This window comes from Rhizorhapis sp. SPR117 (genome assembly GCF_021742065.1).
On the sequence record NZ_JAKKIE010000011.1, the window covers coordinates 47,112 to 69,245 of the forward strand.

The window sequence follows — 22,134 nt, forward strand, 5'->3', positions numbered from 1 at the left end:
CCTCAGCCATCAGTCAATGGCCTCCACGGCGGCGCGAAATGCATCGCCACGCGCTTCAAAATCGCGGAACTGATCGAAAGAGGCACAGGCAGGCGACAACAGGACGACATCTCCCGACCGCGCCACCCGCGCGGCGCGGCGTACCGCGGTAATCAGCAATTCGCTGTCGTCGACGGGCATGACCGGACGCAGAATGTCGGCAAAAAGCGGTCCCGCTTCGCCTATCGTATATGCACTGGCGACATTGGCGAAATAGGGCGCGCATTCATCCAGATCGTCAGACTTGGCGAGGCCGCCCAATATCCAGTGAATACGCGCACGCCCATCGACAGGCGGATAGGCTGCAAGCGCAGGCGCGGTAGAGGCCGGATTGGTCGCCTTGCTATCATTGACGTACAGGACGCCATTCTTTTCCGCGATGCGTTCCATGCGATGCGGCAGGCTGGAATAGGTTTTGAGCGCGGATCGGGCATCGGCATCGTTGATCCCCAATGCATGCGCGACGGCCAGGGCGACAGCAGCATTCTGCGCGTTATGCGGCCCCTGCAAGGCGGGCCATTGCGCCTGATCTGCAGCGGCGATCATGCCGGAATTGACCGGCACCAGGCGGCTTTGAACCCCCGCGGCAATGAGGCGGCTTGGGTCATCTTCCATCGCGATCACGGCGACATGCTGCGGCGATTGCATCGAAAACAGCCGCTCCTTCGAGGCGCAATAGGCATCAAAGCCGTCATAGCGGTCCAGATGATCAGGTGTGATATTCAGCAGAACGGCAACATCCGCGTCAAGGCTGTAGGTCAGATCGATCTGATAGCTCGACAGTTCCAGAACGTAGACACCGCCTTTGGGCAACGGGTCCTGGCCAAGGATCGGCAGGCCGATATTGCCACCCATCATCGTCGGGATACCGGCGGCACCGATGATATGGTGGATAAGCGCTGTCGATGTCGACTTGCCATTGGTGCCGGTGATAGCGACAATATGATGTGGCGGCAGGCTGGGTCGGGCAAGCGCGAACAGTTCGATGTCGCCAATGACGGGCACCTCGGCTTCCCGCGCCTTGCCCGTAATCGGGTGGCGGTTCAGGGGTACGCCGGGGGAAACAACCACGCCATCGAAACCGGTAAGGTCCATGGTGAGGGGATCAGCGATCTCCGCCTTGCCGACAACGCTCAGCCGCGCTTCTTCGCGATTGTCCCAGGCAACGACATGCGCGCCACTGGCCGCCAGTGCCTCCACCGTTGCAAGGCCGGAGCGGGCAAGGCCCAGAACGGCATATCTCTTTCCGGCAAAGGCGGGGCTGACGATCACCGGATCTTCAACGTGGATAGGCCCGCAAGCGCCAGAACGATGGAAATGATCCAGAAACGGATCACCACAGTTGGTTCCGACCAGCCAAGCTGTTCAAAATGATGATGGATCGGAGCCATTTTAAAAACGCGCTTGCCCGTGCGTTTGAAGAAAAAGACCTGAATGATGACCGACGCGGCCTCCAGCACGAACAAACCGCCGACGATGGCAAGAACGATTTCATGCCGGACCGTAACAGCGATCACACCCAGCGCTCCGCCCAGGGCAAGACTGCCTGTATCGCCCATGAAAACGGCGGCAGGCGGGGCATTATACCAAAGAAAAGCAAGTCCCGCTCCGATAATCGCGCCCAGCAAGATGGTCAGGTCACCCGCACCCGGCACATGCGGAATGCCCAGATAATGCGCATAGTCCGCCCGGCCGACAATATAGGCGATCAGCATGAAGGCGACGCTGGCGACGATCACCGGCATGGTCGCCAATCCGTCAAGTCCGTCGGTCAGATTGACGGCATTTCCGGCGCCCACAATCACGAAGGCCGCGAAAACATAATAAAACGGACCCAGATCAATCGCCGGGCCATTCCAGAATGGCACATAGAGCGCAGTGCCCGTCTGACTGATGATCAACCACGCGGCGCCACCCGCAATCAGGAATTCCGCGAGCAGGCGAACCCGGCCCGGCACCCCCTTGTGACTGGATTTGCTGACCTTGTCATAGTCGTCGAGAAATCCGATAGCCCCAAACCCCAGCGTCACAAAGACGCAGGCCCACACATAGATGTTCGACAAATCCATCCATAAGAACACCGACACCGCAATCGCGGTCAGGATCATCAACCCGCCCATGGTTGGCGTGCCGCGCTTGGCAAAATGGCTTTGCGGTCCGTCTTCACGAATCGGCTGCCCTTTCCCCTGACGCACACGCAGCCAGCCAATGAATTTCGGACCGACCAGCAGGCCAAGAAAAAGCGCCGTCGCCACCGCCGCACCAGTGCGAAAGCTGAGATAACGGACCAGATTGAAAACGCCTTCAAAGTCCAGTGCCTGGGCCAGCAGATATAGCATTATTTCCCTCCGCCGGTCATCGCGGCGACAAGGCGCGATAATCCGACACTGTTCGATCCTTTGACGAGCACGGCGTCACCGGCGCGCAATTCCGATTGCAGGCGCGTGGTCGCCGCGTCCGCATCCGCCACATGCGCCAAACCGACCTTGCCTTCAAGCCGCTGCGCCAACGGCGTCATCTCCGGCCCTACAAGAATGGCGAAATTGACATTGGCCGCGCACAGTGGCTCGGCCAGACCAGCATGGAATGCCTCGCTCTCTGCGCCCAGCTCCTTCATCGCGCCCAGCACGGCCAGACGACGGACAGCCTGTTCGCGGCCAAGCTGTTTCAAGGTCGCGGCCATCGATAGTGGATTGGCATTATAGCTTTCATCGATCAACAGCGCTTCACCATCTGCAAATGGTATCCGCGTTCGTGCACCACGCCCGGGCAGGTCCGGCAATTCGGCAAGCGCCAAACCAGCCACCGCGAGGTCACCGCCCACAGTCTCCACCGCTGCCAATACCGCCAGCGCATTTGACACCCAATGTTCGCCCGGTGCGGCGATGGTCAGGCAAAGCTCTCCATCGGGCAGCTTGACCGTCACCAGCGTACCGCCATTGGCCGATATTACACGATCGACAGCGCGCACATCCGCGTCTTCGCGGAAACCGAAAGTCACTATCTTTGCACCATGATGTTCCGCCGCGCCGGTCAGCCTTTCCACATAAGGACTGTCAGCGGGAATGATCGCCGTTCCGTCCGGCTCCAGCCCCTCGAAAATCTCCGCCTTTGCGTCGGCAATAGCCTCCATGCTCTCGAAAAAGGCCTGATGGGCGGGGGCAATCGCGGTGATAATGGCGACATCGGGACGCACAAGAGCCGTCAACGCAGACAGTTCGCCAGCATGATTCATGCCCATTTCAAAAATGCCATACAGCGCGTCACGCGGCATCCGCGCCAGGCTGAGCGGCACGCCGACATGATTATTATAGCTTTTGACCGAACGATGCACCCGGCCCGGCGCGCACCGATCAAGAGCTTGAAAAAGCGCCTCCTTGGTTCCGGTCTTGCCAACAGAACCCGTCACGCCAATGATCTTGGCCTGTGTTCGCGCACGCGCTGCCACGCCCAATGCATTCAGGGCAGCTGTCGTATCGACGACCAGTATGTGAGGATGTTCGACCGGACGGCTGACGATCGCTCCCGCCGCCCCCGACGCGAATGCCTGTTCGACGAAGCGATGGCCATCGGTTGCCTCCCCCGAAAGCGCAATGAACAGGTCGCCCGGTCCCACTTCCCGGCTGTCGAAAGCAACCCCGGTAACGCCAAACGGCGCGGAAGCCGCGCCGCCAGTCGCCTGCGCGATTTCCGATGAGGTCCAGAGGTCGATCATGCCAACCCCTTCCTGTTTGAAGCCGCCTTCATGCCGCGCATTCCCGCGCCACGGTAACATCGTCGAAGGGCAGAACGCGCTGATTTTCTCCGGCTCCTACGATTTGCCCCTGCTCATGGCCTTTGCCCGCCAGCAAAACGATGTCGTCCGCACCTGCCTGTGTAATTGCAGCGGCGATAGCTTCCCGCCGTCCGCCGATTTCAATCGCGCCCGGCGCTGCCGCCATGATCGCCTTGCGGATGGCGGCAGGGTCTTCCGATCGGGGATTGTCGTCAGTCACGATGACATAGTCGGCAAGCTCCACCGCGACCTTGCCCATTTCCGCGCGCTTGCCGGTATCACGGTCGCCCCCGGCCCCGAAAACGACAATAAGACGGCCCCTGGTGTGCGGACGAAGCGCCTTGATCGCGGCGTTCAGGCCATCGGGCGTGTGCGCATAATCGACATAAATGGGCGCACCAGCCTTGCTTATGGCCGCGCGCTCCAAACGCCCGCGCACCGGCTGAAGACGCTCCAGACAGTCGAAAATCTCTTCCAGCTTTCCGCCCGTCGCCAAAACAAGTGCAGCAGCGGTCAACGCATTGGCCGCCTGATACGCGCCGATCAAGGGCAGGTTGACACGATGTGTCTTGCTCTCCGCCTCGATCATCAGCACCTGACCCAAATGGGTAGGCGTGCGCGATAAAAGTTGCAGCGTTTCACCCGCTTCACCAATGGTCCAAATGATCAGACCGCGCTTTTTCGCTCGTTCAATAACATCGTTCGACCGCGCATCATCGGCCCAGATGACAGCAGCGGCACCCGGTTCGACCACCTCTTCGAACAGCCGCATCTTGGCTTCGAAATAGCTGTCCATGTCGCCGTGATAATCCAGATGATCGCGGCTCAAATTGGTAAAAGCCGCCGCCTGAACCGGCAGACCCTCGGTCCGGTATTGCGCAAGTCCATGGCTGGACGCTTCAAACGCGGCGTGAGTAATGCCTTCACGGCTAAGGCCCGACATGTTGGATAAAAAGGTCACAATGTCGGGGGTAGTCAGGCCGGTGGACACCTGATCCACCGATGTCGTGACGCCCAGCGTACCGATAGAGGCCGCTTTTTCACCCATCATGCGCCAGATTTGCCGGGTCAGTTCAACCGTCGACGTCTTGCCGTTGGTGCCGGTGACCGCGACAACCGTCTTGGGGAAGGGCGCAAAAAATTTTGCGGCCAGTTGCGCGAACAGGCGGCGCGGGCAATCGTCGGCCAAATGAGCCGCACCTTTTACCTCCGCCTGCCGTCGGGCGACGACGGCAACGGCGCCTGCTGCAATGGCGTCATCTATAAAGTCCTCACCATTGAAGCGAGCACCCTCAAAGGCGCCGAATACCGTACCAGGCGCGACCTTGCGATGATCGATGGCAAAGCCCGTCACGACGCTGTCCTGTACATCGCCAGACACGTCCCCAACAATCCGGCCGCCCGCAATCTGGCCAAGGCGCATTATTCTTCCCCCTCCTTGGGTTTCCACAGCAAGGGCATGAGTTCCGAAATATCCACATCACGGTTCAGGTCGGGATAGACGCCCAGCATCGGGCCAGCTCGTTCGATCACTTTCTTCACGATCGGGGCGGACGTCCAGGCCGCCGTGCGCAGACCAAACGTCTCTGGCGTTCCTTTGGGTTCGTCCAGCATGGTCAGGACGATATATTTCGGATTTTCCATCGGGAAGGCGGCGGCAAATGTCGTCACGAGTGAACTTCTTGCATATCCGCCCTGAAATGGCTTTTCAGCCGAACCCGTCTTGCCGCCGACCCGAAATCCTTTCGCATCGGCGCTTCTCCCTGTACCGGCTGCCACGATCATACGCAACAATTGCCGCATCCTCGCACTGGTCGCGGCGGTAAAAACCCGGCGTCCCTTGGCCGCTTCCCCATCCTGCACCTTTTGTATCGTCGCCGGGCGCCAGATCCCGCCATTGACGAGCGCCGCATAGGCACTGGCAAGGTGCAGCGGCGTGACCGCAATGCCATGGCCATAGGACACCGTCATATTGGTAAGCCGCCCCCAACTCGCCGGCCAGATGGTCGAACCACGCTCCATCAGTTCGATAGATGGGCGGCGATCGAATTCCAGCTTGCGGAATATATCCTGCATCCGTTGAGGGCCCATGTCATCGGCAATCCGGGCAGTCGCGATATTGGAGCTGTGCACCAGTGTTTCAGGCACATTGAGCCACCGCTTCATCGGGTGGTCGTCTCGAATATGAAAACCGCCAATGGCAAGCGGTTTGGTCGCATCGTAGCGCTTGTTCATTGAGGTAACGACGCCCGCATCCATGGCCGCCCCGATGGAAACCGGTTTGAAGGTCGATCCCAGTTCATAGACCGCCTGCGTCACGTCATTGCGACGGGCCTCCATGTTGCCCTTGCGCAGCTTGTTGGGGTTGAACACCGGCAGTGATGCCATCGCAATCACTTCACCCGTGTTGACGTCGAGGATCAGGCCAGCGCCACCCAGGGCGCGATGCGCTTTCATCCCGGAATAGAGTTCGCTTTCCAGCGCGGCCTGTACCCGGCTGTCAATGGACAGAGCAAGTGGCGTCGAACGCAACTTTTCATCTGTCAATCGCTTGTCGAAGGCGCGCTCGACACCCATTGCACCCTTGCCGTCGCGATTAACAAATCCCAGCACATGGGCGGCCAGCGTGCGCTGCGGATAAAGTCGGTCCTTCTCCCGCGGAAATTCGATGGCGATTTCGCCAAGTGCATTGACCGCGCTCACCTCTTCGGGAAGCGCACGGGTACGCAAATAGGTAAACCGCGCCTTGCTGGTCAGCTTGGCATAAAATCGGGCAACAGATTCATCGGGGAAAATGTCATGAAGGTTTTTGGCAAGTTGCATGGGATCGCCCAGCAGCACCCTGGGCCGGACAGCGATCGAATAGGCATCCATCGTTCGCGCCAATGGCACGCCATTACGGTCTACAATATCCGCCCGCATCGGAATCAGGCTGACCGGCCCGTGCCGCCCGTGCGCTGCATCGGCAAAAAGGCCCAACCATAGCAATCGCCCACCCACCAACATGATGGCGGCGAGGAACAGCAGAAGAAGAAGCATCAGGCGGTAATGCGCAACGGCCGTCAACTGATAGCGCTGACTGGCCGTTCTTACTCGTTCGGGACGCGCGACGAGCGTCGTCATCGGCGCATCATCCTCCCATTCTCCCGCGCTGCAAGGCGGGCAATGTCACCCAATGTATGATCATCCAGCAATGTTTGCTCCAACATCGCCATGCGCTCAACACGCCGCGGTTCAGGCGCGACCCGCGCCGAAGCCGTACGAACAATCCCTGGCTCGGCTTTCTCTTCCGATGGCCGCGCAACCGCAGCGGGTTCGTGTACCTGCGCAGCGGCCGGAGCGACAGCCGGTTTTGCGACTGCGGCGGGCAGATCGTCATCCGTTTCCACCATGGCGGTCATGACAGGCGCTGCGACATAACCGGGGTGGCCGGGGGCTATGCCGTCAAGGCTGGCCAGCGCCTTTTCGCCGTTCAGATATTGCGCGACAGTCGGCGTTGAGAAACGGAAATTCTCATTATTCCAACGTTCCAGTTGTCGGAGACTGGCGCGCGCCCCGAATTCGGTTTCCAGATAACGCATGTCCCGTTTCGTCGACAGGATCTGCGCTTCGACGCGCGCCAGTTCTGTCCGCTCCGATGCGACCCGGAGGGAGACCAGATAGACGGCAATGGCACCAAGAGCCACCAGCAGCACCCAGAAAATGCTTTGCAGACGTTTGACCGCGATCATTGTCCTGTTCTCCATGCTGAAGCCGCTGTGCGCACCGCGCTGCGCAAAGTGGCCGACCGCGCGCGCGGATTGACTGAAATTTCCCTGTCGCCCGCGCGAACTGCCTTCGCGGGCTTTTCGAAGCTGACTGATGGCAGGTCGTCATTGACCGGACGATGCCGTGATCCAGCCCCTTCACTGCCGCTCCGGCGGCGCAGGAACTGCTTCACGATCCGGTCCTCCAAACTGTGAAAGGTGACGACTGCCAGCCGGCCGCCCGGTTCCAGCACGGCTTCGGCCGCCTCAAGCCCCTTTTCCAACTCATCCAGCTCACCGTTCAGATAGATTCGGATCGCCTGGAACGTGCGGGTTGCCGGGTCCTTCTTGTCGCCTGCGCGATACCCCACGGCCTTGCGGACCACAGCTGCCAACTCGCCTGTGCGGCTGAGCGGACGCGCTTCAACGATGAAACGGGCGATACGGCGGGACCGATGCTCCTCCCCGTAGCGATAGATGACATCCGCTATGTCTTGTTCAGAAGCGGTGTTGAGGAAATCCGCGGCACTTTCTCCCGCTTGGCTCATCCGCATGTCCAGCGGACCATCCGCCTGAAAGGAAAAACCACGTTCGGCCCGGTCAAGCTGCATTGAAGAAACGCCGATATCGAGCGTGACGCCCGAAACCCTGGCAACGCCCCGCTCCTCCAGCAGCCGTTCCATATTGGAAAAACAGCCTTCGATCAGTGTGAGCGCACCCGGATGGGCCGCGGCAAGCGGCTGTCCTTCCGCTATGGCGTCAGGATCGCGGTCAAAGGCAAAAACCTGCGCCCCCCGATGAACCATCGCCATGCTGTATCCGCCAGCGCCAAATGTGCCATCGACATGAATTTCGCCTGGAACAATGGCGAGTGCATCAAGCACTTCATCCAGCAGAACAGGAATATGCGGCGCCGCAGAGATCATTTCGACCCCCGCACATTTTTGGGGTTCTTTTCCCATTCTTCCAGAGCGAATTCGGCGGCCAGTTTCAGCGCATCATAAACACCGTCGGTGGCGATCAGGGCATGGGGATTCCACAATTCGAAATAGTCGCCCGAACCATTGATGAAGACGATGTCCTCAATCCCGCATAATTTCTTGAGAAAGGGAGAAATGAAGAAGCGGCCGCCTTCATCGAACGGCACATCCTCCAACAGGCCGAATTTGCGCTGCATCGCCGCCGCGCGACTATACCCCTCGCCCCGGGCCGACGCGAGTTGCTCCTCGCGATCGATGTCGGCGCGCATGGCCTGCTGATAGCTGTGACCAAAACCGATGACGCAATTGAAATCTTCATGCTTGGTAAGGCAAAGGCGGTTCTGGCCGCCACTGCTGGCCTGAACGACATGGCGCATGGATGCAGGGATGGAAAAACGGCCCTTGCCGTCCATCGCGGTAAATGCAGGACCGGAATATAACCCGACTTCCAACATTTGCTCGCCTGCCCCTTTAATCGCCAAGGCCAGACTCGTCCGTTCCAGGAAGCAGCCTCATTGCCGCCCCCAGGGTTCACAAAATCGCATACGGCGTGCCTGCCCCAATAGAAGTAAAGTCTATCAGGGGACGGCATGGGAATAAAGGGGATAATTTGGGATTTTATGGGAAATTGTGATAAAACGAGCAAATTCGGCAGCTATTATTTAGACATCTTCCGAATAAACATGCATTTGTTTCCATTATGTTCCCAATAGAGTGCAATATTCCCACGAGGCGACTCGATTTACCCAATCGATCCCACGCTTTCCCAGCCGTGGACAGCACATCACTCTTGAACAATTATCCTGCCAAACAGGCGGGTATCAAGGTTCACGATCCATCGGTTTTTTAAGGGCGGGATTTGGCTTAAGATCGGGCACGACCTGGCCAGGAACATTCTTGTCCTGTTCGGGTGCCGTCGCCTTCTCCGGCTGAGGCGGAGTCACACCCAGTTCGGCCAGAGGTTCCGGCGCTGGCGAAGGTGCAGAGTCTGGAGCAGTCGCTACCGTATTGTCGGTCACCACAAGTTGTGGTGGAGCGCCATCGGCAGCAGTCGCCGCTACATCGTCATCCACACCGGCTTTTTGAATGACGATATTGGCCAGCCCGACAAGCAGAACGACACCCGCCAGACCGGTAAGCCCGATCTGAATCCGCTGCATGGCTTCCTTCCGGTGGCTATCGGGCATCATGTGAGCCTTTCTTCATGCTCAGCGGGCACAGACAGGAACGTTCAGTCCTTCTTCTCCAGCCAGGGAAAGACCGTCAAGCCCTTCTGTTCCAGCCATTCCCGGTTATATAGGGTGGAAAGATAACGAAAACCCGTATCGGCAAGGATCGTCACGATCCGCTTGCCCGGCCCCAGTTCCCGTGCCAGCTCTATTGCGCCAGCAACATTAATGCCCGACGACAGCCCAAGGCACAGTCCTTCGTCAGCCAGCAGCGCCCGAACCTGTTCCAGTCCTTCCTCATCGGAAATACGAAACTGTGTATCGATCGGCGCGCCTTCCAGATTGGCCGTTACGCGCCCCTGCCCGATCCCCTCGGCCACGGATGTCCCTTCGGCTTTCAACTCGCCATGTGCATAATAATTATAAAGAGCCGCGCCATGAGGATCGCTTAGCGCGATGGTGACGTTTTCATCCTTGGCTTTCAGACCCAGACCGACGCCCGCTATCGTGCCGCCGGTGCCTGCCGCACATGTGAATCCGTCGATACGCCCCTCCATCTGCGCCCAGATTTCCTCTGCCGTGCCACAGATATGTGCCTTGCGATTGGCGATATTGTCGAACTGATTGGCCCAGATTGCTCCCGCGGTCTCTTCCGCAATACGCCGGGATGTGTGCACGAAATGGCCCGGATTGGAATAGGGAGCAGCAGGCACCGTAACCAGTTCGGCGCCAAGCGCGCGCAACGTATCCATTTTTTCCCGGCTTTGCGTTTCGGGCATGACGATGATGGTGCGATAACCTTTGGCATTGGCGACCAGCGCAAGTCCAATCCCTGTATTGCCCGCCGTCCCCTCTACAATGACGCCGCCGGGCGCAAGCTGGCCCTTTTCCTCGGCATCGTTGACAATATAGAGCGCCGCCCGATCCTTCACCGAAGCGCCGGGATTGGCGAACTCGCATTTGCCGTAAATATCGCAGCCGGTCGCTTCGGATGGCCCTTTCAGGCGCACCATCGGCGTATTGCCGATGAGCGCGATCGTATCTTTATAGACTGTCATGCCGTCTGTGTAGCGGGAGTGGTCGCCGGACGGCAAGCAAAGGAATTATGTACTGCGAAAAGTTGTGGTTGGGCAGTGCTTTGGCTTCATGCGGCAAGAGCGGTTTCAACGGCTTTCTGCAACTGGCGACCAAAGATCGGCTTGAACAGGACCGCGCTTGGATGGTCGAGCTGGATACGCGCCATCGTGGCCGGTTCCCGCGACCCGGTGATAAAAATTACCTTTGCGATCCCGAGCGCATGAATGGCGAGCGCTGCATCGACGCCGTCCTCTTCCCCTGCCAGTCGCATATCCATCAGAACCAGATCCGGCTGATGCTTTGCCGCCAATGCAACGGCATATTTGGCGGTCGCCGCTATACCGCACACAGTCAGGTTCATGTCCTCCAACTGCATGCGAAGGCTTTCGGCGATGAGATATTCGTCATCGACGATAAGCACGGATGCTGTCGACCCACTCATGACAGCACCGGTACTGGAAGAATAATTTCTGTGATCATTCCGCCTTCCCTCCTGATGTCGATCTTGCCATTGAGCTGGTGCACCAGCCCATTGACGATTCTGGTTCCAAGACCTGTCTTGTACATGTCTTTACCGTCGGTCGAAAGCGATGCGCAACCATCATCAGCTACAGTCAACACGACCTCACCTTTCTTTTCGTTAAGCGCCAGGGTTACCGTCACATTTCCCTTACCGCCGGGAAAGGCGTGCTTTAGTGAATTTGTAACGAGTTCGGTGACGAGCAGGCCCAGCGGGATAGCAAAATCCAGATTGACGGCCAGGGTGCAGGCGTTGATCGTCAATTCAATCCCGTCATCTGCGCCACCATCTATAATATGGCCCGACAGTTCCTTCAGGAACGGCGCGATATCGAATGTCTGCAAGTCGTGAGAGGCCATAAGTTGCTGGTGCACCAGACCCAGCGCATAAATCCGCCCGCGCAATGCTTCCATAGCCTCCTTGGCCGCTGCATCGTCCAATTGGCGGGCCTGCATCATCACCATTCCGTCAATGATCTGCAGATTGTTCTTCACGCGATGATAGACTTCTCGAAGCAACAGATCGCGTTGTTGCAGCGCAGCCGTGCGTTCATCGACCACCGCTTCCAGATCCGCCTTCGCAACGCGCAGTTCCGCCAATGTATCGATCAACCGGTCATTGGCGGTGCTAAGATCGGAAGTCCGTTCCTCGACCCGGCGTTCCAGTTCCATATTGGCGATACGAACTTTTTCCTCGCTTTCGCGGAGAAGCCGGGCCGTGCGCTCTTGTTCATCCACACGATGAGACAATTCGCGGTTGAGCAGGCCAAGCTGGGCGGGTGATGGCAACGCGAGAAGTTTCGGCACCAGCGGCCATAGCAATATAGCAGTTCCGACCGAAAGCACGGCGGTAGCCAGTTTGACCAGACCGTCGATACCATAAGCTGGCACCCATAGCGTAACTATCGCCATGAAATGCGTCATGCCGCACGCAAGGATGAAACCGACAAACAGATAAAAGACCCAACGATATTCCAGGTCCGTCCGCTGACGAACGAACCAGTAAAGCGCGAGTGGAATGGAAAAATAGGCAAGCCCGATAATGGCGTCTGATACCGCGTGAAGCCAGATCAGCCCAGGTGACCAAAGCAGGCAATAGCCATGTGGAGCCAGACCGGTCGGACTGAAGAGCCAATGCCATAGTGTCATGATCGCCCACCCCTTCGTACAAGACCGATCCACCACTGGCCCCGTCCTTTGCGGTGGCGCGCCGAGTGGTCACGTCAATTTGCTGCGATCCCCTGCCCAATCAGCCCATGCCAAATCGGACAGTCAAAGGTTGCACGCACATCTGCCAGGGTCAAGCACATGCGGTACAGGATGTAACAAACTCAATATCTTGTATCACCATTTCGGGTGGGAATTGCATATTCCTGACTCAATATAAAAAATTTGGAAAAGTAATTTTTTTCGGGAACCAATGCGCGGCGGCCTCGTTTGGGTATCTGGATAGCAAATCTTTTGCCCCCCGCTCTTGCTGTCCAAAAACATGGACCCGGAACGCTTTCTCCCCCCCCCGACGGCGTTCCGGGTTCCTACCTTTCGGGGTTCCAGCCCAAATATATTATTCATTAGACTGAAAGCCTCGCCGCTTTAAGATGCGTCGAGTTTTTCAATGAGGACGCCTGTGATGAAAAAGAATTTGGCTATTGTGGCAGTTTCCATTGCCTTGACGCTGCTGGCCGCATGCAACACGGTCAAGGGCGCCGGACGCGATATCGAATCCGTTGGCAGTGCGGGCGAAAGAGTCATCAATTAAGGCCGGGGAGAACCCGCTCTCGCGGTCAAAGCTAATATGATGGAATCGAAGTTCTCACCCTGAAACAAGTTGGCAATCATACCGTTGCGACAAATAGGATGGGCTCGCCCCCCCTGAAGGGACTATTGCATCATTCGTGCATTTCCTGATTTTCGTCGTTCCCGCGAAGGCGGGAACCCATCTCCCGACGTAAAATCAAGCGGTCAGGTCAGGAGATGGATCCCCGCCTTCGCGGGGATGACGATAAAATGAAATTAGGCAATCCCCAGGATACGCGATGCAATCCATGCAGGGAACGCCGCGACAGCCATAAATGTACCAAGCGGAATACGCGTGGTCGACCCAACCACCCGTCCCCGTGCCGCGCCAAGGCCGATGGTCAGCAATGCCGTCACGCTGGCGATAACGAGCAGCAGCGGCAGGATTTGCCAGCCCATCCATGCGCCGATGGCACCCAGCAGCTTGGGATCACCCCCACCCATCCCCTCTCTCCCGCGGAACCTGCGGTATCCAACAGCGATGGCCGTCAGCGCGCCATAGCCCACAGCGGCCCCGATCACGCGATCAGCAAGCGCCACATCGGTCACCCACATGCCAAGTGTCAGACCCAGAAAGGCCAGCGGGAGCGTCAAGGCATCGGGCAACCAGAAATACCGGAAATCCAGCACGCCCAGAACGATCAGCAACCAGGCGAAAACTGCCCAGCCCAACCCTTCGATACCCGGCGCGAGCCACAAGGCCATGGCTCCGGCAAGCGCGCAGCCCAATTCCACACTGAAATGCAGCCAGTCAATCCGTGCGCCACACGTTCGGCATTTCCCGCCCAGGATAATCGCGCTGAACAAGGGTACGAGATCGATAAGCCCCAGGGCCCGGCCACATCCCTCGCACACCGAACGGCCCGCAAGTACCGAACGCTTCTGCGGCCAGCGAAGGATAAGGGTTGCAAGAAAACTGCCAATAATCGCGCCCAGCAGAAAACCCGCGAGCAACCACGCTTCGGGCGGCATCATATTGAGGCCTTCGCTCACAAGTTGCCATTGATCTTCAGCACATATCCACCGCCTGCCCCACGGGAAAAACCATTGCCCGCAAGAGTGGCTGCAAGTGCCGCATCCGTGGTGCTGACCAGCAATTCGGCCCGATAGGTCCCATCAGCTTCGATATGCAGGTTGAACTTTTCAAGGCCGGACTGGCTGACCAGTGGCAGGAAAAGCGCGGGTCCGTCGCAGACAGCTTCGCCGCTCAGTCCTTGTGACAGATTAAGACCCTGAATAGCGGCGGCCATGCGCGCCTTGATACGGCCTTGGGCACGGACGCACGCACCATCGGTAAAGCGCACGCTGACATCCGAAAAGTCGACCCCACTAACCGGAAGCGGGGCAAGCAAGCCGTCGGCCCCTATGCTGGCGGTAACATCATCTATGCCAAAGCTGGCGTTGCTGACTGTCACCGCCCCTTTCAGATCATCGGAAGCGCCCGTTTGCCGGACAAAGTCCATTCGCGCCCTGCCAACCAGCAATTGTATCGGAGACACCCGCGCCTCGACATCGCCCAGCATCACGCGGCCAAGGCGCAACTGCTCGATATTACCCCACCATACGCCACCATTTATGGCGCGTGCGGCAAGCCCCTTGTCCTGCAACTCCAGCATATTGAACGCCAACCGCAAGGGGAAAAGCGCCACCAGCGCAAACAACAGCACAAGTAACAGAAACAGGCGACGGCGCGCGGGGAGCAGGAAGGTCATCACCGCCCCGCCGTGCGCAGCACTGCGGTTGCATTGATGACATCAGGTCCCGCCGGCCGTGCGCTTAATGATTCGACCTGAATGCCGCGTGCTTCAAGCGAGACCAGCCAGGCGAAAAAGGCTGTTGGGCGCGCAGAACCGATGGCGATGCTCACCCTGCCCGCCCCCTGTGGGTCGTTGCGATCCAGTGTGAAGCCGGTTTCACTCGCACTCTGGCTGACCACCACATCGAGTGGCGCACCCAGTTCAGGCGGGCGATGCCCCGAAAGCCCTTTGATTGCCTCCACCCGGGCGCGAATGGCAGCATAGCGGTCAATGGCCGCCGCATGACCGGCCTTTGCCGATGCAAGGCCGCCATCAATGGGCCGGACGATGCCAAGCCACAGCACAACCACGGCCAACAGCGCCAGCATAATGCCGACAAGCCATTTTTCCCGCCGGGAGAAGGCTTCCCATCTATCCTTCATTTGCTCGATCATAAGGCGCGCACCGTAATATCAGCGAGAACCTGTCCGCCCTGCCCCTGTTGCGAAGCGGCGGTGATGGTGAAACCGGCTTCCTGTAAGGCAATAAGGACAATATTGATGTCTTCCACTCTGGGGCCGCTCAACGTGACCCGCAATGTGCCATCGGCAGAATGGCCCAGATTGGCGATACTGACATTGGATGCATTGCGCATGGCCATGAACAGCCCCGATGCAGGTCCCGAAAAACCAAGCCCCCCGCCGCCCAGTTCAATCAGCCTGGCATCGAGCTGCGCCTGCGCATTGGCGGTGCCCTCCACGCGGGGCAATACAGTGCGAGCCAATGCCACGCTTTCCGCATCCACTGCGCTTGCTGCGAAACTGTACTTCATGATGAGGATGAGGGCGATCAACAGACTGCCAAAGGCTATCAAACCCACCATGGCCGCCAGCCGCCGAACCAATGCCCAATCGAGCATTTTTTTCGCACGGCGAGCAAAATCGCCCTGACGCAGATTGAGCGGTGGTTCTTCAAGTGCCGCGATCGCCGCCCGATTGATCGCATCTGGCGGTATATCGCGTACCGGCGCATCACCGATGATCGGGGCGCAAAGCGGATCGGTCGCAGCCATTGCGCAATCGGAACCCCGCACAACCGTCTGCCCGCCGATAACACCCCTGACGAAGCCTTCCTCGGGATGAGGCAGCAACAGGGCCGCAGGCAGTATGACATCGGGATCAAGGCCATGTTGCTGCGCCCAAAGCAACCAATGCGCCATCTGCGCGCGGGCAACAACCGCGACATTATGGCTGTCTTCCGGATTGGCCGTTTCAGCCGTGGCAACATGGAGAGTCTCAGCCGGGCCGATGCTGTTGTCGAGCGCCAGCAGCCGCGCCGCCGCACGACCCTGACGCGGTGGCAGGTCGGGAAAATCAGTCCAATGCAAAGTGGTATGAGTCACCGGCGCGACCAGCATGATCCGATCACCTTTTGGCACTGCCTCCAGCCCGGTCGCGTGTAACCAGCCAGCACCAATGCCATGCTGAATCATTTCGCCGCCGACGATCCGCATCCACAGCGGCTCTTCGTCATCACCGTCAGGAATGGAAATGATGAAACCGTCGACGCCGCTCAACCTGCTTCCCCCCATTGACGCAGAATCAGCCGGGCGGGCGTTTCCTGCGCATCTATCAGCGCCTGTTCGGTCACTTCGGCATCCCCCAGCTCGACAGCGATGTCGACGCGAAAAAATCTGCTAGTCACTTTTGTCTGGGCCGTCACCTCTGCATTGGGGGTGAGCGCCGCCAATGCTGGCAAAGCCCAGAATGCATGCACGCTCCCATAGCCATCCGCTGGCCGCTGCGCCAGCATTTGCCGCGCTCGATCAATGGTAAGCTGTCCCGGGATCAGCATGGCGAACAGCGGCGCCTGTTCAGGCGCCAGCGTGTTGACGTTGACAGGCGACAGATCCGTAATCGGCAGCGCGCAGACCCACGGACGCAGCGTTGCATAAATCTCTGGCGTCACTCCATAGACGGCGCGCAATTCGCTGGTATCCATGATCAGGCGATTGGGTGTGCGATAGGGCTTGGCAAGTTGGGCATAGACGTCATCCTCTGCCCCACCGGGCACCGGCGCGCTATCGCTGTCGATCCAGTCGGTGAGCGAAGCCGCAACGAGTGCTGCGTCACGCGCGTTGATGCCCAGCAATTCCATAAGGGCTGTGAACTGCCGAACGCCCAGTGGTCGGGCAAGCAACTTTTCGGGATCAGTACCGGCCACCACGCTGTTCAGGTTGAAGCAATTGCCGCCATCGGTGACGCTGGCTGTGGCAATACCGCCGGGAATGGGCAAACGGTTGGGGCGTCCGTTCCAATCGCCCTGCAATGTGGTCTTGGTCGTATCGGCGGCCACCAGATCACCGATACGCACGATGGAAATCGTCTCTGCGGCCAGTGCATAGGCACGTGCCTGATCCAATGCGCTGCTGTTAGCGGCAAGGCGCGTGGCAAGCGTCAGGCGTTCCAGCGCCGCAGCGGCAATAACGGACATGACCGCGACAAGAAGCAGCACCGTGAGCAGCGCCGCGCCGCGTTCCTTGCCAGGACCAATATTCATTGGCCAGCCTCGGTCTGGGCAGCCTTGGCGCCGGGGCCTACCAGAAAAAGAAGGGTCAGCGGCGCTTCGTTCTTACCCGTAATCACCATCTCCACCGCGCGCGGCAGGAGGTCGGGCTGCGTTGGTTGCCAATTGTCGCGCCAATCGCCTTTTTCGTCCCGATATCGCATTGTCACGGCATCGATGCTTTCGAGCAGCGGCGAAGGTTCGCCCGCCACGGCGCCGTCAAGCATTGAATAGCCGCGCCGTTCCAGCGATCCATCGGCATACCAATATTCAACCTTCTGCAAGGTCGAGCGCGGCGCGCCATCGAGATTGCTCCACCCGCCCCGAACGAACCGGACGAGCGGTTGATTTTCATCAGCCGATTGCGCCCAGAAGGCCGGAACGAACTTGCCCTCTTCGTTACGGCTGATCCGCGCTGTCGCCTGCGCCAGATCGGCGGACATTGCGGCGCTTGCCCGCTGGATCAGCGCCATATCGTCCAGATGCGCCTTGACCGCCCCCTGCGCCGTGACACTGTTCGACAAAAGCATGACGCCCGCGGCGGCCAGCACGCCGAATATGAACAGTGCAACCATCAACTCGACAAGGGTGAAACCGCGCTGTCCCCTCATTTTGTCGGCCTGATGATCGTCAGCATATTAGGTGATCCGCCCTGATTTCCTTCCACACGGATGTCGATTTTCATGAGGCGCGAGTCGTCGGTCAACGCCGCTTCACGCGTCCAGCGCCATGTCTGGCCGCCATTTTCCGCAACGCCTTTTTTCTCGCCAAGGCTGGGTGGTGCCGGGTCGGTCAGTAATTCGACCGCCAGATTGCGGGCCACGATCTGGCCCATCAGTTTTTGATCCAGATCAGCCGTGGTAGACAGCGTCACGCCTTGCAGGCGCAACAGCGCCAATGCGGCAAGGCTGAATACCGCCAGCGCGACAAGCATTTCAATCAGGGTAAAGCCCAAAGACCCGCGATCACGCACCGACATCGACCTTGCCATTGATGCCGATGCTGACCGATACCTGTTCGCCGCCGCGCACAAGACGCACGGTGAGCGGTTCGCTCGCAAGGCCGGTGCTGTCGAAATAGAATTGCTCACGTCCCGCCTGCCCCACCAGGGCGGTGGTGCCATCGCGCCAATCGGTCGGACCAAAGGGTTTGTCGCGCATGGGACTCCATTGGCCCTGTCGACGCTGCGAAAAGCCATAGCCGGATGCAGATATCCAGACGCTCATGGGACGTGATTGCAATACGGCATTATCCCGCGCCGCCAGGACGCGCGCGGCAAAACGCTCCGCATCGCTCATAACCTTCCCATGCTGAGTGGGGATGGTCATGACGACGGCAGCCGACATCAGACCGATAATCATGATCACCACCATCAATTCGACAAGGGTGAAGCCGTCTTCCCATGCCCGCGTGCGCGTTCTGGAGAAAGCCGGCCTAAGACGCTCAGATGTCGCTGGAATAGATATCGGCATTATCGCCCTCGCCACCCGGAGCGCCATCGGCACCCAGCGAATAGACGTCGAACGCCCCGCTGCGTCCCGGATTGGCATAAAGATAGGAATGGCCCCAGGGATCATCAGGCAGTTTCCTGATATAGCCGCCGCTGCGATAGCGTCCCGGTTGTGCCAATGTCGCGGGCGGCGATACCAGCGCCTGCAAGCCATCTCCGGCGGCGGGATAAGTCAGATTATCGAGGCGATACATTTCCAGAGCCTGACTGAGCGTCGAAATATCGGCCCTCGCCTTTTCCACCATGGCACGGTCCCGGCTGGGCAGGACGTTGATCATGACAACCGTGGCAAGCAAACCGATGATAACGATCACGACCATCAATTCGACGAGGGTGAAACCGGATTCGCGCTTCGCCCGCTCCTGCTGTGAGAAGCTCCGGAAATGGCGATAGCGGGACAACAAACGTTTCATAATTTCCTCAAGCACCTGTCAGGCTTTGCAATTGCAGGATGGGGAGCAGGATCGATAGCACGATCATGGCGACAACGCCGCCCATGACGACAATGATGGCCGGTTCCAGCAGCGACAAAGCCGTTGCAGTGAAACGATCGAACTCCCGCTCCAGATAATCGGCCGCGCGTTCCAGCATGGTGTCAAGACGACCGGCCGCCTCTCCGCTGGCCGCCAGATAAACCAGCAGCGGCGGAAAAACACCTGCGCGGCGAAGCGCGGCGGAAAGGCTGCCACCGCCGCGGATCGCCTCGACAATATCATCGGACGCCTTGCGCAGAACGCGGTTGTGGACAGTCTGCGCAGTCAGCTTTAATCCTTCCAGCAGCGGCAAGCGGCTGGCCACCATGGTCGAAAGCGTACGGGCCATGCGCGCGGCATGAAGGTCGCGGATCAGGCGACCGAGCAACGGGAGGCGAAGCAGGGAACGGTCAAAACTGTACCGGATCGATTCTTCTTTCAGCGCACGCCAACCGACAATGCCCACAGCCAGGAACAGGGCAAGCAGCGCCCACCAATAGCCCGTCAGAAAGCCGGATATGCCAATGACGATCCGCGTCAACAGCGGCAGTTGTTGCCCCACCGTATCGAATTGTTCGACCACCTTTGGTACCACGAATACCATCAGGCCCACGACCACACTTACCGCGACCAGCGCCAAGATGATGGGATAGGCAAGCGCCGTCGTCACTTTGCCGCGAACCTCCGCCTGCCGTTCCAGCAGGTTGGCCAACCGCTCCATGATCAAAGGCAGACTGCCGGAACTTTCGCCCGCCGACACCATCGCGCGATACAGCGGTGGAAAGCTTCTGGCCTCGAGCGCCATGGCTTCGGCAAGGCGACGCCCTTCGGTCACACCACCATGCACACGCAAAACGACGGCGCGCACATGTTCTTCTTCGCTTTGCCGGCTGATCGTGCGGAACGCTTCTTCAAGCGGGCTGACCTCGATCAGGGTCGATAACTGCCGCGTGAACAGCGTGAGCTGCCTGGGGGACAGCCGTTGGCGGGCAAGCGAGAACAGCGCCCTGCCCCGCGCAGCCTTCGATCTGCCCGCTTCAATTTTCACGACGAACATCTTGCGCTGGTCGAGCCGCGCCTTGGCTTCATCGGCACTCTCTGCGGTCAGCGACCCTCGACGTTCCTTGCCCGCCGGGTCTATCGCCAGATAGTCATAATCAGGCATCGCCCAATTCCTGCGAAACGGGAACCTCCGCCACCTCCTCCCGGCGAGAAATGCGGATGGCCTCTTCTGCCGTCGTCTGGCCGTCACGCACCAGCGCCCGTGCGGCCGACCCCAGATTGGGCGCATTGAGGAACGCGTGCCGCGCGATGATCGATTCATCACCGCCATCGTTGATAAGGCGGCGGATGGTGTCATCGATACGAACGGCCTCGAATACGCCGATCCGACCTTTGTAGCCGCTTCCGTTGCATTGCTCGCAGCCATGCGCCCGATAGACAATGGTGCCGAGATCAAAGCCAAGCAGCGCGCTCACTGACTTGTCCGCCTGCACAGGTTCCCGGCAATGTTGGCACAAACGCCGCACAAGCCGTTGAGCAATTACCGCACGCAGGGTGGAGGCCAGCAGAAACGGTTCAACCTTCATGTCGCGCATGCGGGTAATCGCGCCAACCGCATCATTGGTGTGGACGGTCGAAAGCACCAGATGGCCGGTGAGCGACGCCTGTACCGCGATTTCGGCGGTTTCGCGGTCACGGATTTCGCCTACCATCACAACATCGGGGTCCTGCCGCAATATGGCGCGCAGGCCCGCCGCGAAGGTAAGTCCGACTTTCGGATTGACTTGCGTCTGACCCACGCCGTCAATCGCATATTCGACCGGGTCCTCAACCGTCAGGATGTTGCGCGAGCCATCATTCAATTGCCGAAGACCAGCATAGAGCGTCGTTGTCTTGCCTGATCCGGTGGGACCTGTGACAAGGATGATGCCGTTGGGTTCCGATAATGCTTCACGGAAGACCTGATCAGCAAGGCCGGTCATGCCAAGCACGTCCAGGTCGATCCCTGCATTGTCCTTGTCCAATATACGCAGCACCACCCGTTCGCCCGCGCGGCTGGGCAGCGTCGAAACACGCACGTCGAGCAGCTTGCCGCCCAGCGTCAGGCCGATACGGCCATCCTGCGGCACGCGCCGTTCGGCTATATCGAGCCGCGCCATCACCTTGATACGGCTGACCACCACGGGGGCGACATGCGGCGGCATTCTCAGCGTTTCACGCAGCACCCCGTCAACGCGCATCCGCACGACAAGGCCGGTTTCATAAGGTTCGATATGAATGTCCGAAACGCCCTGCCGCGCCGCTTCGGCAATGATGCCGTTGATCAGACGAATGGCGGGCGCATCATCGGCGCTATCGAGCAGGTCATCGGCGGTGGGCAGATCGGTTGCAAGCAGGTCCAGTTCATCCTCGCCCACGCGCATGGACCCCGCAACCGCAGCCGCCGTGCCGTCCATCGCATAGCGCTGCGACAGATATTTGTCGAAGGTGGCGGTATCGACAAACGCCACATCGAAGGATTGCGCCAGATACCGCCGCACCTCCAGCAATATGCGGGGGTCGCCGCCCTCCCGCATGGCAATGCTTAGCCGCTCGCCGCTGATGGACACGCCTTCGCCCAACAGGACAACACCGAATTTCCGCGCGAACCCATAAGGAATGTCGACCAGACGCGGCAGGGATTGCAGCGTCCCGGGCACCTGTTCGCCCGCTGTCGAATTACGGCTTTCGGGCTCGTCGGCCATG

At 59.2% G+C, this 22,134-nt stretch carries 24 protein-coding genes; 1 reads left to right on the top strand and 23 read right to left on the bottom strand.

The window, feature by feature from the left end; translation table 11 throughout:
- Positions 1–9: 9 nt before the first annotated feature.
- The 12 genes from murD to L3X40_RS06510 all read right to left on the bottom strand — a co-directional run bounded on the left by murD (position 10) and on the right by L3X40_RS06510 (position 12,454).
- Positions 10–1,311 carry a UDP-N-acetylmuramoyl-L-alanine--D-glutamate ligase gene (gene murD, locus L3X40_RS06455; protein WP_237364941.1) on the bottom strand — a complete coding sequence of 434 codons (1,302 nt, stop codon included), beginning with the start codon at positions 1,309–1,311 and terminating at the stop codon, positions 10–12.
- Positions 1,308–2,378 (bottom strand): phospho-N-acetylmuramoyl-pentapeptide-transferase, encoded by a 1,071-nt coding sequence (mraY, locus tag L3X40_RS06460; RefSeq protein ID WP_237364942.1) that lies wholly within the window; start codon positions 2,376–2,378, stop codon positions 1,308–1,310. Before mraY ends, murD begins: the two co-directional genes overlap by 4 nt.
- Entirely contained in the window at positions 2,378–3,754 is a 1,377-nt protein-coding gene (locus L3X40_RS06465) for a UDP-N-acetylmuramoyl-tripeptide--D-alanyl-D-alanine ligase (RefSeq protein ID WP_237364943.1), read from the bottom strand. The genes mraY and L3X40_RS06465 overlap by 1 nt, the downstream gene beginning before the upstream one ends.
- Positions 3,755–3,782: 28 nt before the next feature.
- The gene (locus tag L3X40_RS06470) at positions 3,783–5,237 is read right to left on the bottom strand and encodes a UDP-N-acetylmuramoyl-L-alanyl-D-glutamate--2,6-diaminopimelate ligase (RefSeq protein ID WP_237364944.1); all 1,455 of its coding nucleotides are present in this window, start codon (positions 5,235–5,237) and stop codon (positions 3,783–3,785) included.
- On the bottom strand, positions 5,237–6,937 hold the full coding sequence (locus L3X40_RS06475) for a peptidoglycan D,D-transpeptidase FtsI family protein (RefSeq protein ID WP_237364945.1): 1,701 nt from the start codon (positions 6,935–6,937) through the stop codon (positions 5,237–5,239). The genes L3X40_RS06470 and L3X40_RS06475 overlap by 1 nt, the downstream gene beginning before the upstream one ends.
- Entirely contained in the window at positions 6,934–7,545 is a 612-nt protein-coding gene (locus tag L3X40_RS06480) for a colicin transporter (protein WP_237364946.1), read from the bottom strand. The genes L3X40_RS06475 and L3X40_RS06480 overlap by 4 nt, the downstream gene beginning before the upstream one ends.
- Positions 7,542–8,486: a 16S rRNA (cytosine(1402)-N(4))-methyltransferase RsmH gene (gene rsmH, locus L3X40_RS06485; protein WP_237364947.1), complete on the bottom strand. Its 945-nt coding sequence runs from the start codon at positions 8,484–8,486 to the stop codon at positions 7,542–7,544. Before rsmH ends, L3X40_RS06480 begins: the two co-directional genes overlap by 4 nt.
- Complete coding sequence (locus L3X40_RS06490) at positions 8,483–8,995, bottom strand: division/cell wall cluster transcriptional repressor MraZ (protein WP_237364948.1); 513 nt, start codon at positions 8,993–8,995, stop codon at positions 8,483–8,485. Before L3X40_RS06490 ends, rsmH begins: the two co-directional genes overlap by 4 nt.
- Before the next feature lie 366 nt (positions 8,996–9,361).
- A complete protein-coding gene (locus L3X40_RS06495) occupies positions 9,362–9,730 on the bottom strand; it encodes a hypothetical protein (protein WP_237364949.1) in 369 nt (122 codons plus the stop codon).
- 41 nt (positions 9,731–9,771) lie between these two features.
- A complete protein-coding gene (locus L3X40_RS06500) occupies positions 9,772–10,767 on the bottom strand; it encodes a cysteine synthase A (protein WP_237364950.1) in 996 nt (331 codons plus the stop codon).
- Positions 10,768–10,853: 86 nt separating this feature from the next.
- Positions 10,854–11,228, bottom strand: a complete 375-nt coding sequence (locus tag L3X40_RS06505; protein WP_237364951.1) for a response regulator — start codon at positions 11,226–11,228, stop codon at positions 10,854–10,856.
- Positions 11,225–12,454, bottom strand: a complete 1,230-nt coding sequence (locus L3X40_RS06510; protein ID WP_237364952.1) for a sensor histidine kinase — start codon at positions 12,452–12,454, stop codon at positions 11,225–11,227. The genes L3X40_RS06505 and L3X40_RS06510 overlap by 4 nt, the downstream gene beginning before the upstream one ends.
- Positions 12,455–12,935: 481 nt before the next feature.
- Between L3X40_RS06510 and L3X40_RS06515 the strand changes: the two genes are divergently transcribed.
- Positions 12,936–13,064 (top strand): entericidin A/B family lipoprotein, encoded by a 129-nt coding sequence (locus tag L3X40_RS06515; protein ID WP_237364973.1) that lies wholly within the window; start codon positions 12,936–12,938, stop codon positions 13,062–13,064.
- Positions 13,065–13,318: 254 nt separating this feature from the next.
- Here L3X40_RS06515 and L3X40_RS06520 read toward each other — a convergent pair whose 3' ends face one another.
- Genes L3X40_RS06520 through gspE form a run of 11 tightly spaced genes read right to left on the bottom strand, consistent with a single transcriptional unit; the run spans position 13,319 to position 22,133 of the window.
- A complete protein-coding gene (locus L3X40_RS06520) occupies positions 13,319–14,077 on the bottom strand; it encodes a prepilin peptidase (RefSeq protein WP_237364974.1) in 759 nt (252 codons plus the stop codon).
- Positions 14,078–14,091: 14 nt separating this feature from the next.
- Positions 14,092–14,814, bottom strand: a complete 723-nt coding sequence (gspN, locus tag L3X40_RS06525; protein WP_237364953.1) for a type II secretion system protein N — start codon at positions 14,812–14,814, stop codon at positions 14,092–14,094.
- Complete coding sequence (gene gspM, locus L3X40_RS06530; protein WP_237364954.1) at positions 14,814–15,281, bottom strand: type II secretion system protein GspM; 468 nt, start codon at positions 15,279–15,281, stop codon at positions 14,814–14,816. The genes gspN and gspM overlap by 1 nt, the downstream gene beginning before the upstream one ends.
- Positions 15,282–15,289: 8 nt before the next feature.
- Positions 15,290–16,414, bottom strand: a complete 1,125-nt coding sequence (gspL, locus tag L3X40_RS06535; protein WP_237364955.1) for a type II secretion system protein GspL — start codon at positions 16,412–16,414, stop codon at positions 15,290–15,292.
- Complete coding sequence (gene gspK / locus L3X40_RS06540; RefSeq protein WP_237364956.1) at positions 16,411–17,397, bottom strand: type II secretion system minor pseudopilin GspK; 987 nt, start codon at positions 17,395–17,397, stop codon at positions 16,411–16,413. The genes gspL and gspK overlap by 4 nt, the downstream gene beginning before the upstream one ends.
- Positions 17,394–18,014: a type II secretion system minor pseudopilin GspJ gene (gspJ, locus tag L3X40_RS06545; protein WP_237364957.1), complete on the bottom strand. Its 621-nt coding sequence runs from the start codon at positions 18,012–18,014 to the stop codon at positions 17,394–17,396. Before gspJ ends, gspK begins: the two co-directional genes overlap by 4 nt.
- Positions 18,011–18,382, bottom strand: coding sequence for a type II secretion system minor pseudopilin GspI (gspI, locus tag L3X40_RS06550; RefSeq protein WP_237364958.1), 372 nt, complete (start codon positions 18,380–18,382; stop codon positions 18,011–18,013). Before gspI ends, gspJ begins: the two co-directional genes overlap by 4 nt.
- Positions 18,369–18,875 (bottom strand): GspH/FimT family pseudopilin, encoded by a 507-nt coding sequence (locus L3X40_RS06555; RefSeq protein ID WP_237364959.1) that lies wholly within the window; start codon positions 18,873–18,875, stop codon positions 18,369–18,371. Before L3X40_RS06555 ends, gspI begins: the two co-directional genes overlap by 14 nt.
- Complete coding sequence (gspG, locus tag L3X40_RS06560) at positions 18,847–19,326, bottom strand: type II secretion system major pseudopilin GspG (protein ID WP_237364960.1); 480 nt, start codon at positions 19,324–19,326, stop codon at positions 18,847–18,849. The genes L3X40_RS06555 and gspG overlap by 29 nt, the downstream gene beginning before the upstream one ends.
- Before the next feature lie 7 nt (positions 19,327–19,333).
- A complete protein-coding gene (gspF, locus tag L3X40_RS06565) occupies positions 19,334–20,551 on the bottom strand; it encodes a type II secretion system inner membrane protein GspF (protein WP_237364961.1) in 1,218 nt (405 codons plus the stop codon).
- Complete coding sequence (gspE, locus tag L3X40_RS06570) at positions 20,544–22,133, bottom strand: type II secretion system ATPase GspE (protein ID WP_237364962.1); 1,590 nt, start codon at positions 22,131–22,133, stop codon at positions 20,544–20,546. Before gspE ends, gspF begins: the two co-directional genes overlap by 8 nt.
- Position 22,134 lies beyond the last annotated feature (1 nt).

What these genes read in the sequence shown, in the direction of transcription:
- mraY (WP_237364942.1), bottom strand. Translation starts at nt 2,378, where the DNA reads ATGCTATATCTGCTGGCCCAGGCACTGGACTTTGAAGGCGTTTTCAAT.
- L3X40_RS06465 (WP_237364943.1), bottom strand. Translation starts at nt 3,754, where the DNA reads ATGATCGACCTCTGGACCTCATCGGAAATCGCGCAGGCGACTGGCGGC.
- L3X40_RS06470 (WP_237364944.1), bottom strand. Translation starts at nt 5,237, where the DNA reads ATGCGCCTTGGCCAGATTGCGGGCGGCCGGATTGTTGGGGACGTGTCT.
- L3X40_RS06475 (WP_237364945.1), bottom strand. Translation starts at nt 6,937, where the DNA reads ATGACGACGCTCGTCGCGCGTCCCGAACGAGTAAGAACGGCCAGTCAG.
- L3X40_RS06480 (WP_237364946.1), bottom strand. Translation starts at nt 7,545, where the DNA reads ATGATCGCGGTCAAACGTCTGCAAAGCATTTTCTGGGTGCTGCTGGTG.
- rsmH (WP_237364947.1), bottom strand. Translation starts at nt 8,486, where the DNA reads ATGATCTCTGCGGCGCCGCATATTCCTGTTCTGCTGGATGAAGTGCTT.
- L3X40_RS06490 (WP_237364948.1), bottom strand. Translation starts at nt 8,995, where the DNA reads ATGTTGGAAGTCGGGTTATATTCCGGTCCTGCATTTACCGCGATGGAC.
- L3X40_RS06495 (WP_237364949.1), bottom strand. Translation starts at nt 9,730, where the DNA reads ATGATGCCCGATAGCCACCGGAAGGAAGCCATGCAGCGGATTCAGATC.
- L3X40_RS06500 (WP_237364950.1), bottom strand. Translation starts at nt 10,767, where the DNA reads ATGACAGTCTATAAAGATACGATCGCGCTCATCGGCAATACGCCGATG.
- L3X40_RS06505 (WP_237364951.1), bottom strand. Translation starts at nt 11,228, where the DNA reads ATGAGTGGGTCGACAGCATCCGTGCTTATCGTCGATGACGAATATCTC.
- L3X40_RS06510 (WP_237364952.1), bottom strand. Translation starts at nt 12,454, where the DNA reads ATGACACTATGGCATTGGCTCTTCAGTCCGACCGGTCTGGCTCCACAT.
- L3X40_RS06515 (WP_237364973.1), top strand. Translation starts at nt 12,936, where the DNA reads ATGAAAAAGAATTTGGCTATTGTGGCAGTTTCCATTGCCTTGACGCTG.
- L3X40_RS06520 (WP_237364974.1), bottom strand. Translation starts at nt 14,077, where the DNA reads ATGATGCCGCCCGAAGCGTGGTTGCTCGCGGGTTTTCTGCTGGGCGCG.
- gspN (WP_237364953.1), bottom strand. Translation starts at nt 14,814, where the DNA reads ATGACCTTCCTGCTCCCCGCGCGCCGTCGCCTGTTTCTGTTACTTGTG.
- gspM (WP_237364954.1), bottom strand. Translation starts at nt 15,281, where the DNA reads ATGAAGGATAGATGGGAAGCCTTCTCCCGGCGGGAAAAATGGCTTGTC.
- gspK (WP_237364956.1), bottom strand. Translation starts at nt 17,397, where the DNA reads ATGAATATTGGTCCTGGCAAGGAACGCGGCGCGGCGCTGCTCACGGTG.
- gspJ (WP_237364957.1), bottom strand. Translation starts at nt 18,014, where the DNA reads ATGAGGGGACAGCGCGGTTTCACCCTTGTCGAGTTGATGGTTGCACTG.
- gspI (WP_237364958.1), bottom strand. Translation starts at nt 18,382, where the DNA reads ATGTCGGTGCGTGATCGCGGGTCTTTGGGCTTTACCCTGATTGAAATG.
- L3X40_RS06555 (WP_237364959.1), bottom strand. Translation starts at nt 18,875, where the DNA reads ATGCCGATATCTATTCCAGCGACATCTGAGCGTCTTAGGCCGGCTTTC.
- gspG (WP_237364960.1), bottom strand. Translation starts at nt 19,326, where the DNA reads ATGAAACGTTTGTTGTCCCGCTATCGCCATTTCCGGAGCTTCTCACAG.
- gspF (WP_237364961.1), bottom strand. Translation starts at nt 20,551, where the DNA reads ATGCCTGATTATGACTATCTGGCGATAGACCCGGCGGGCAAGGAACGT.
- gspE (WP_237364962.1), bottom strand. Translation starts at nt 22,133, where the DNA reads ATGGCCGACGAGCCCGAAAGCCGTAATTCGACAGCGGGCGAACAGGTG.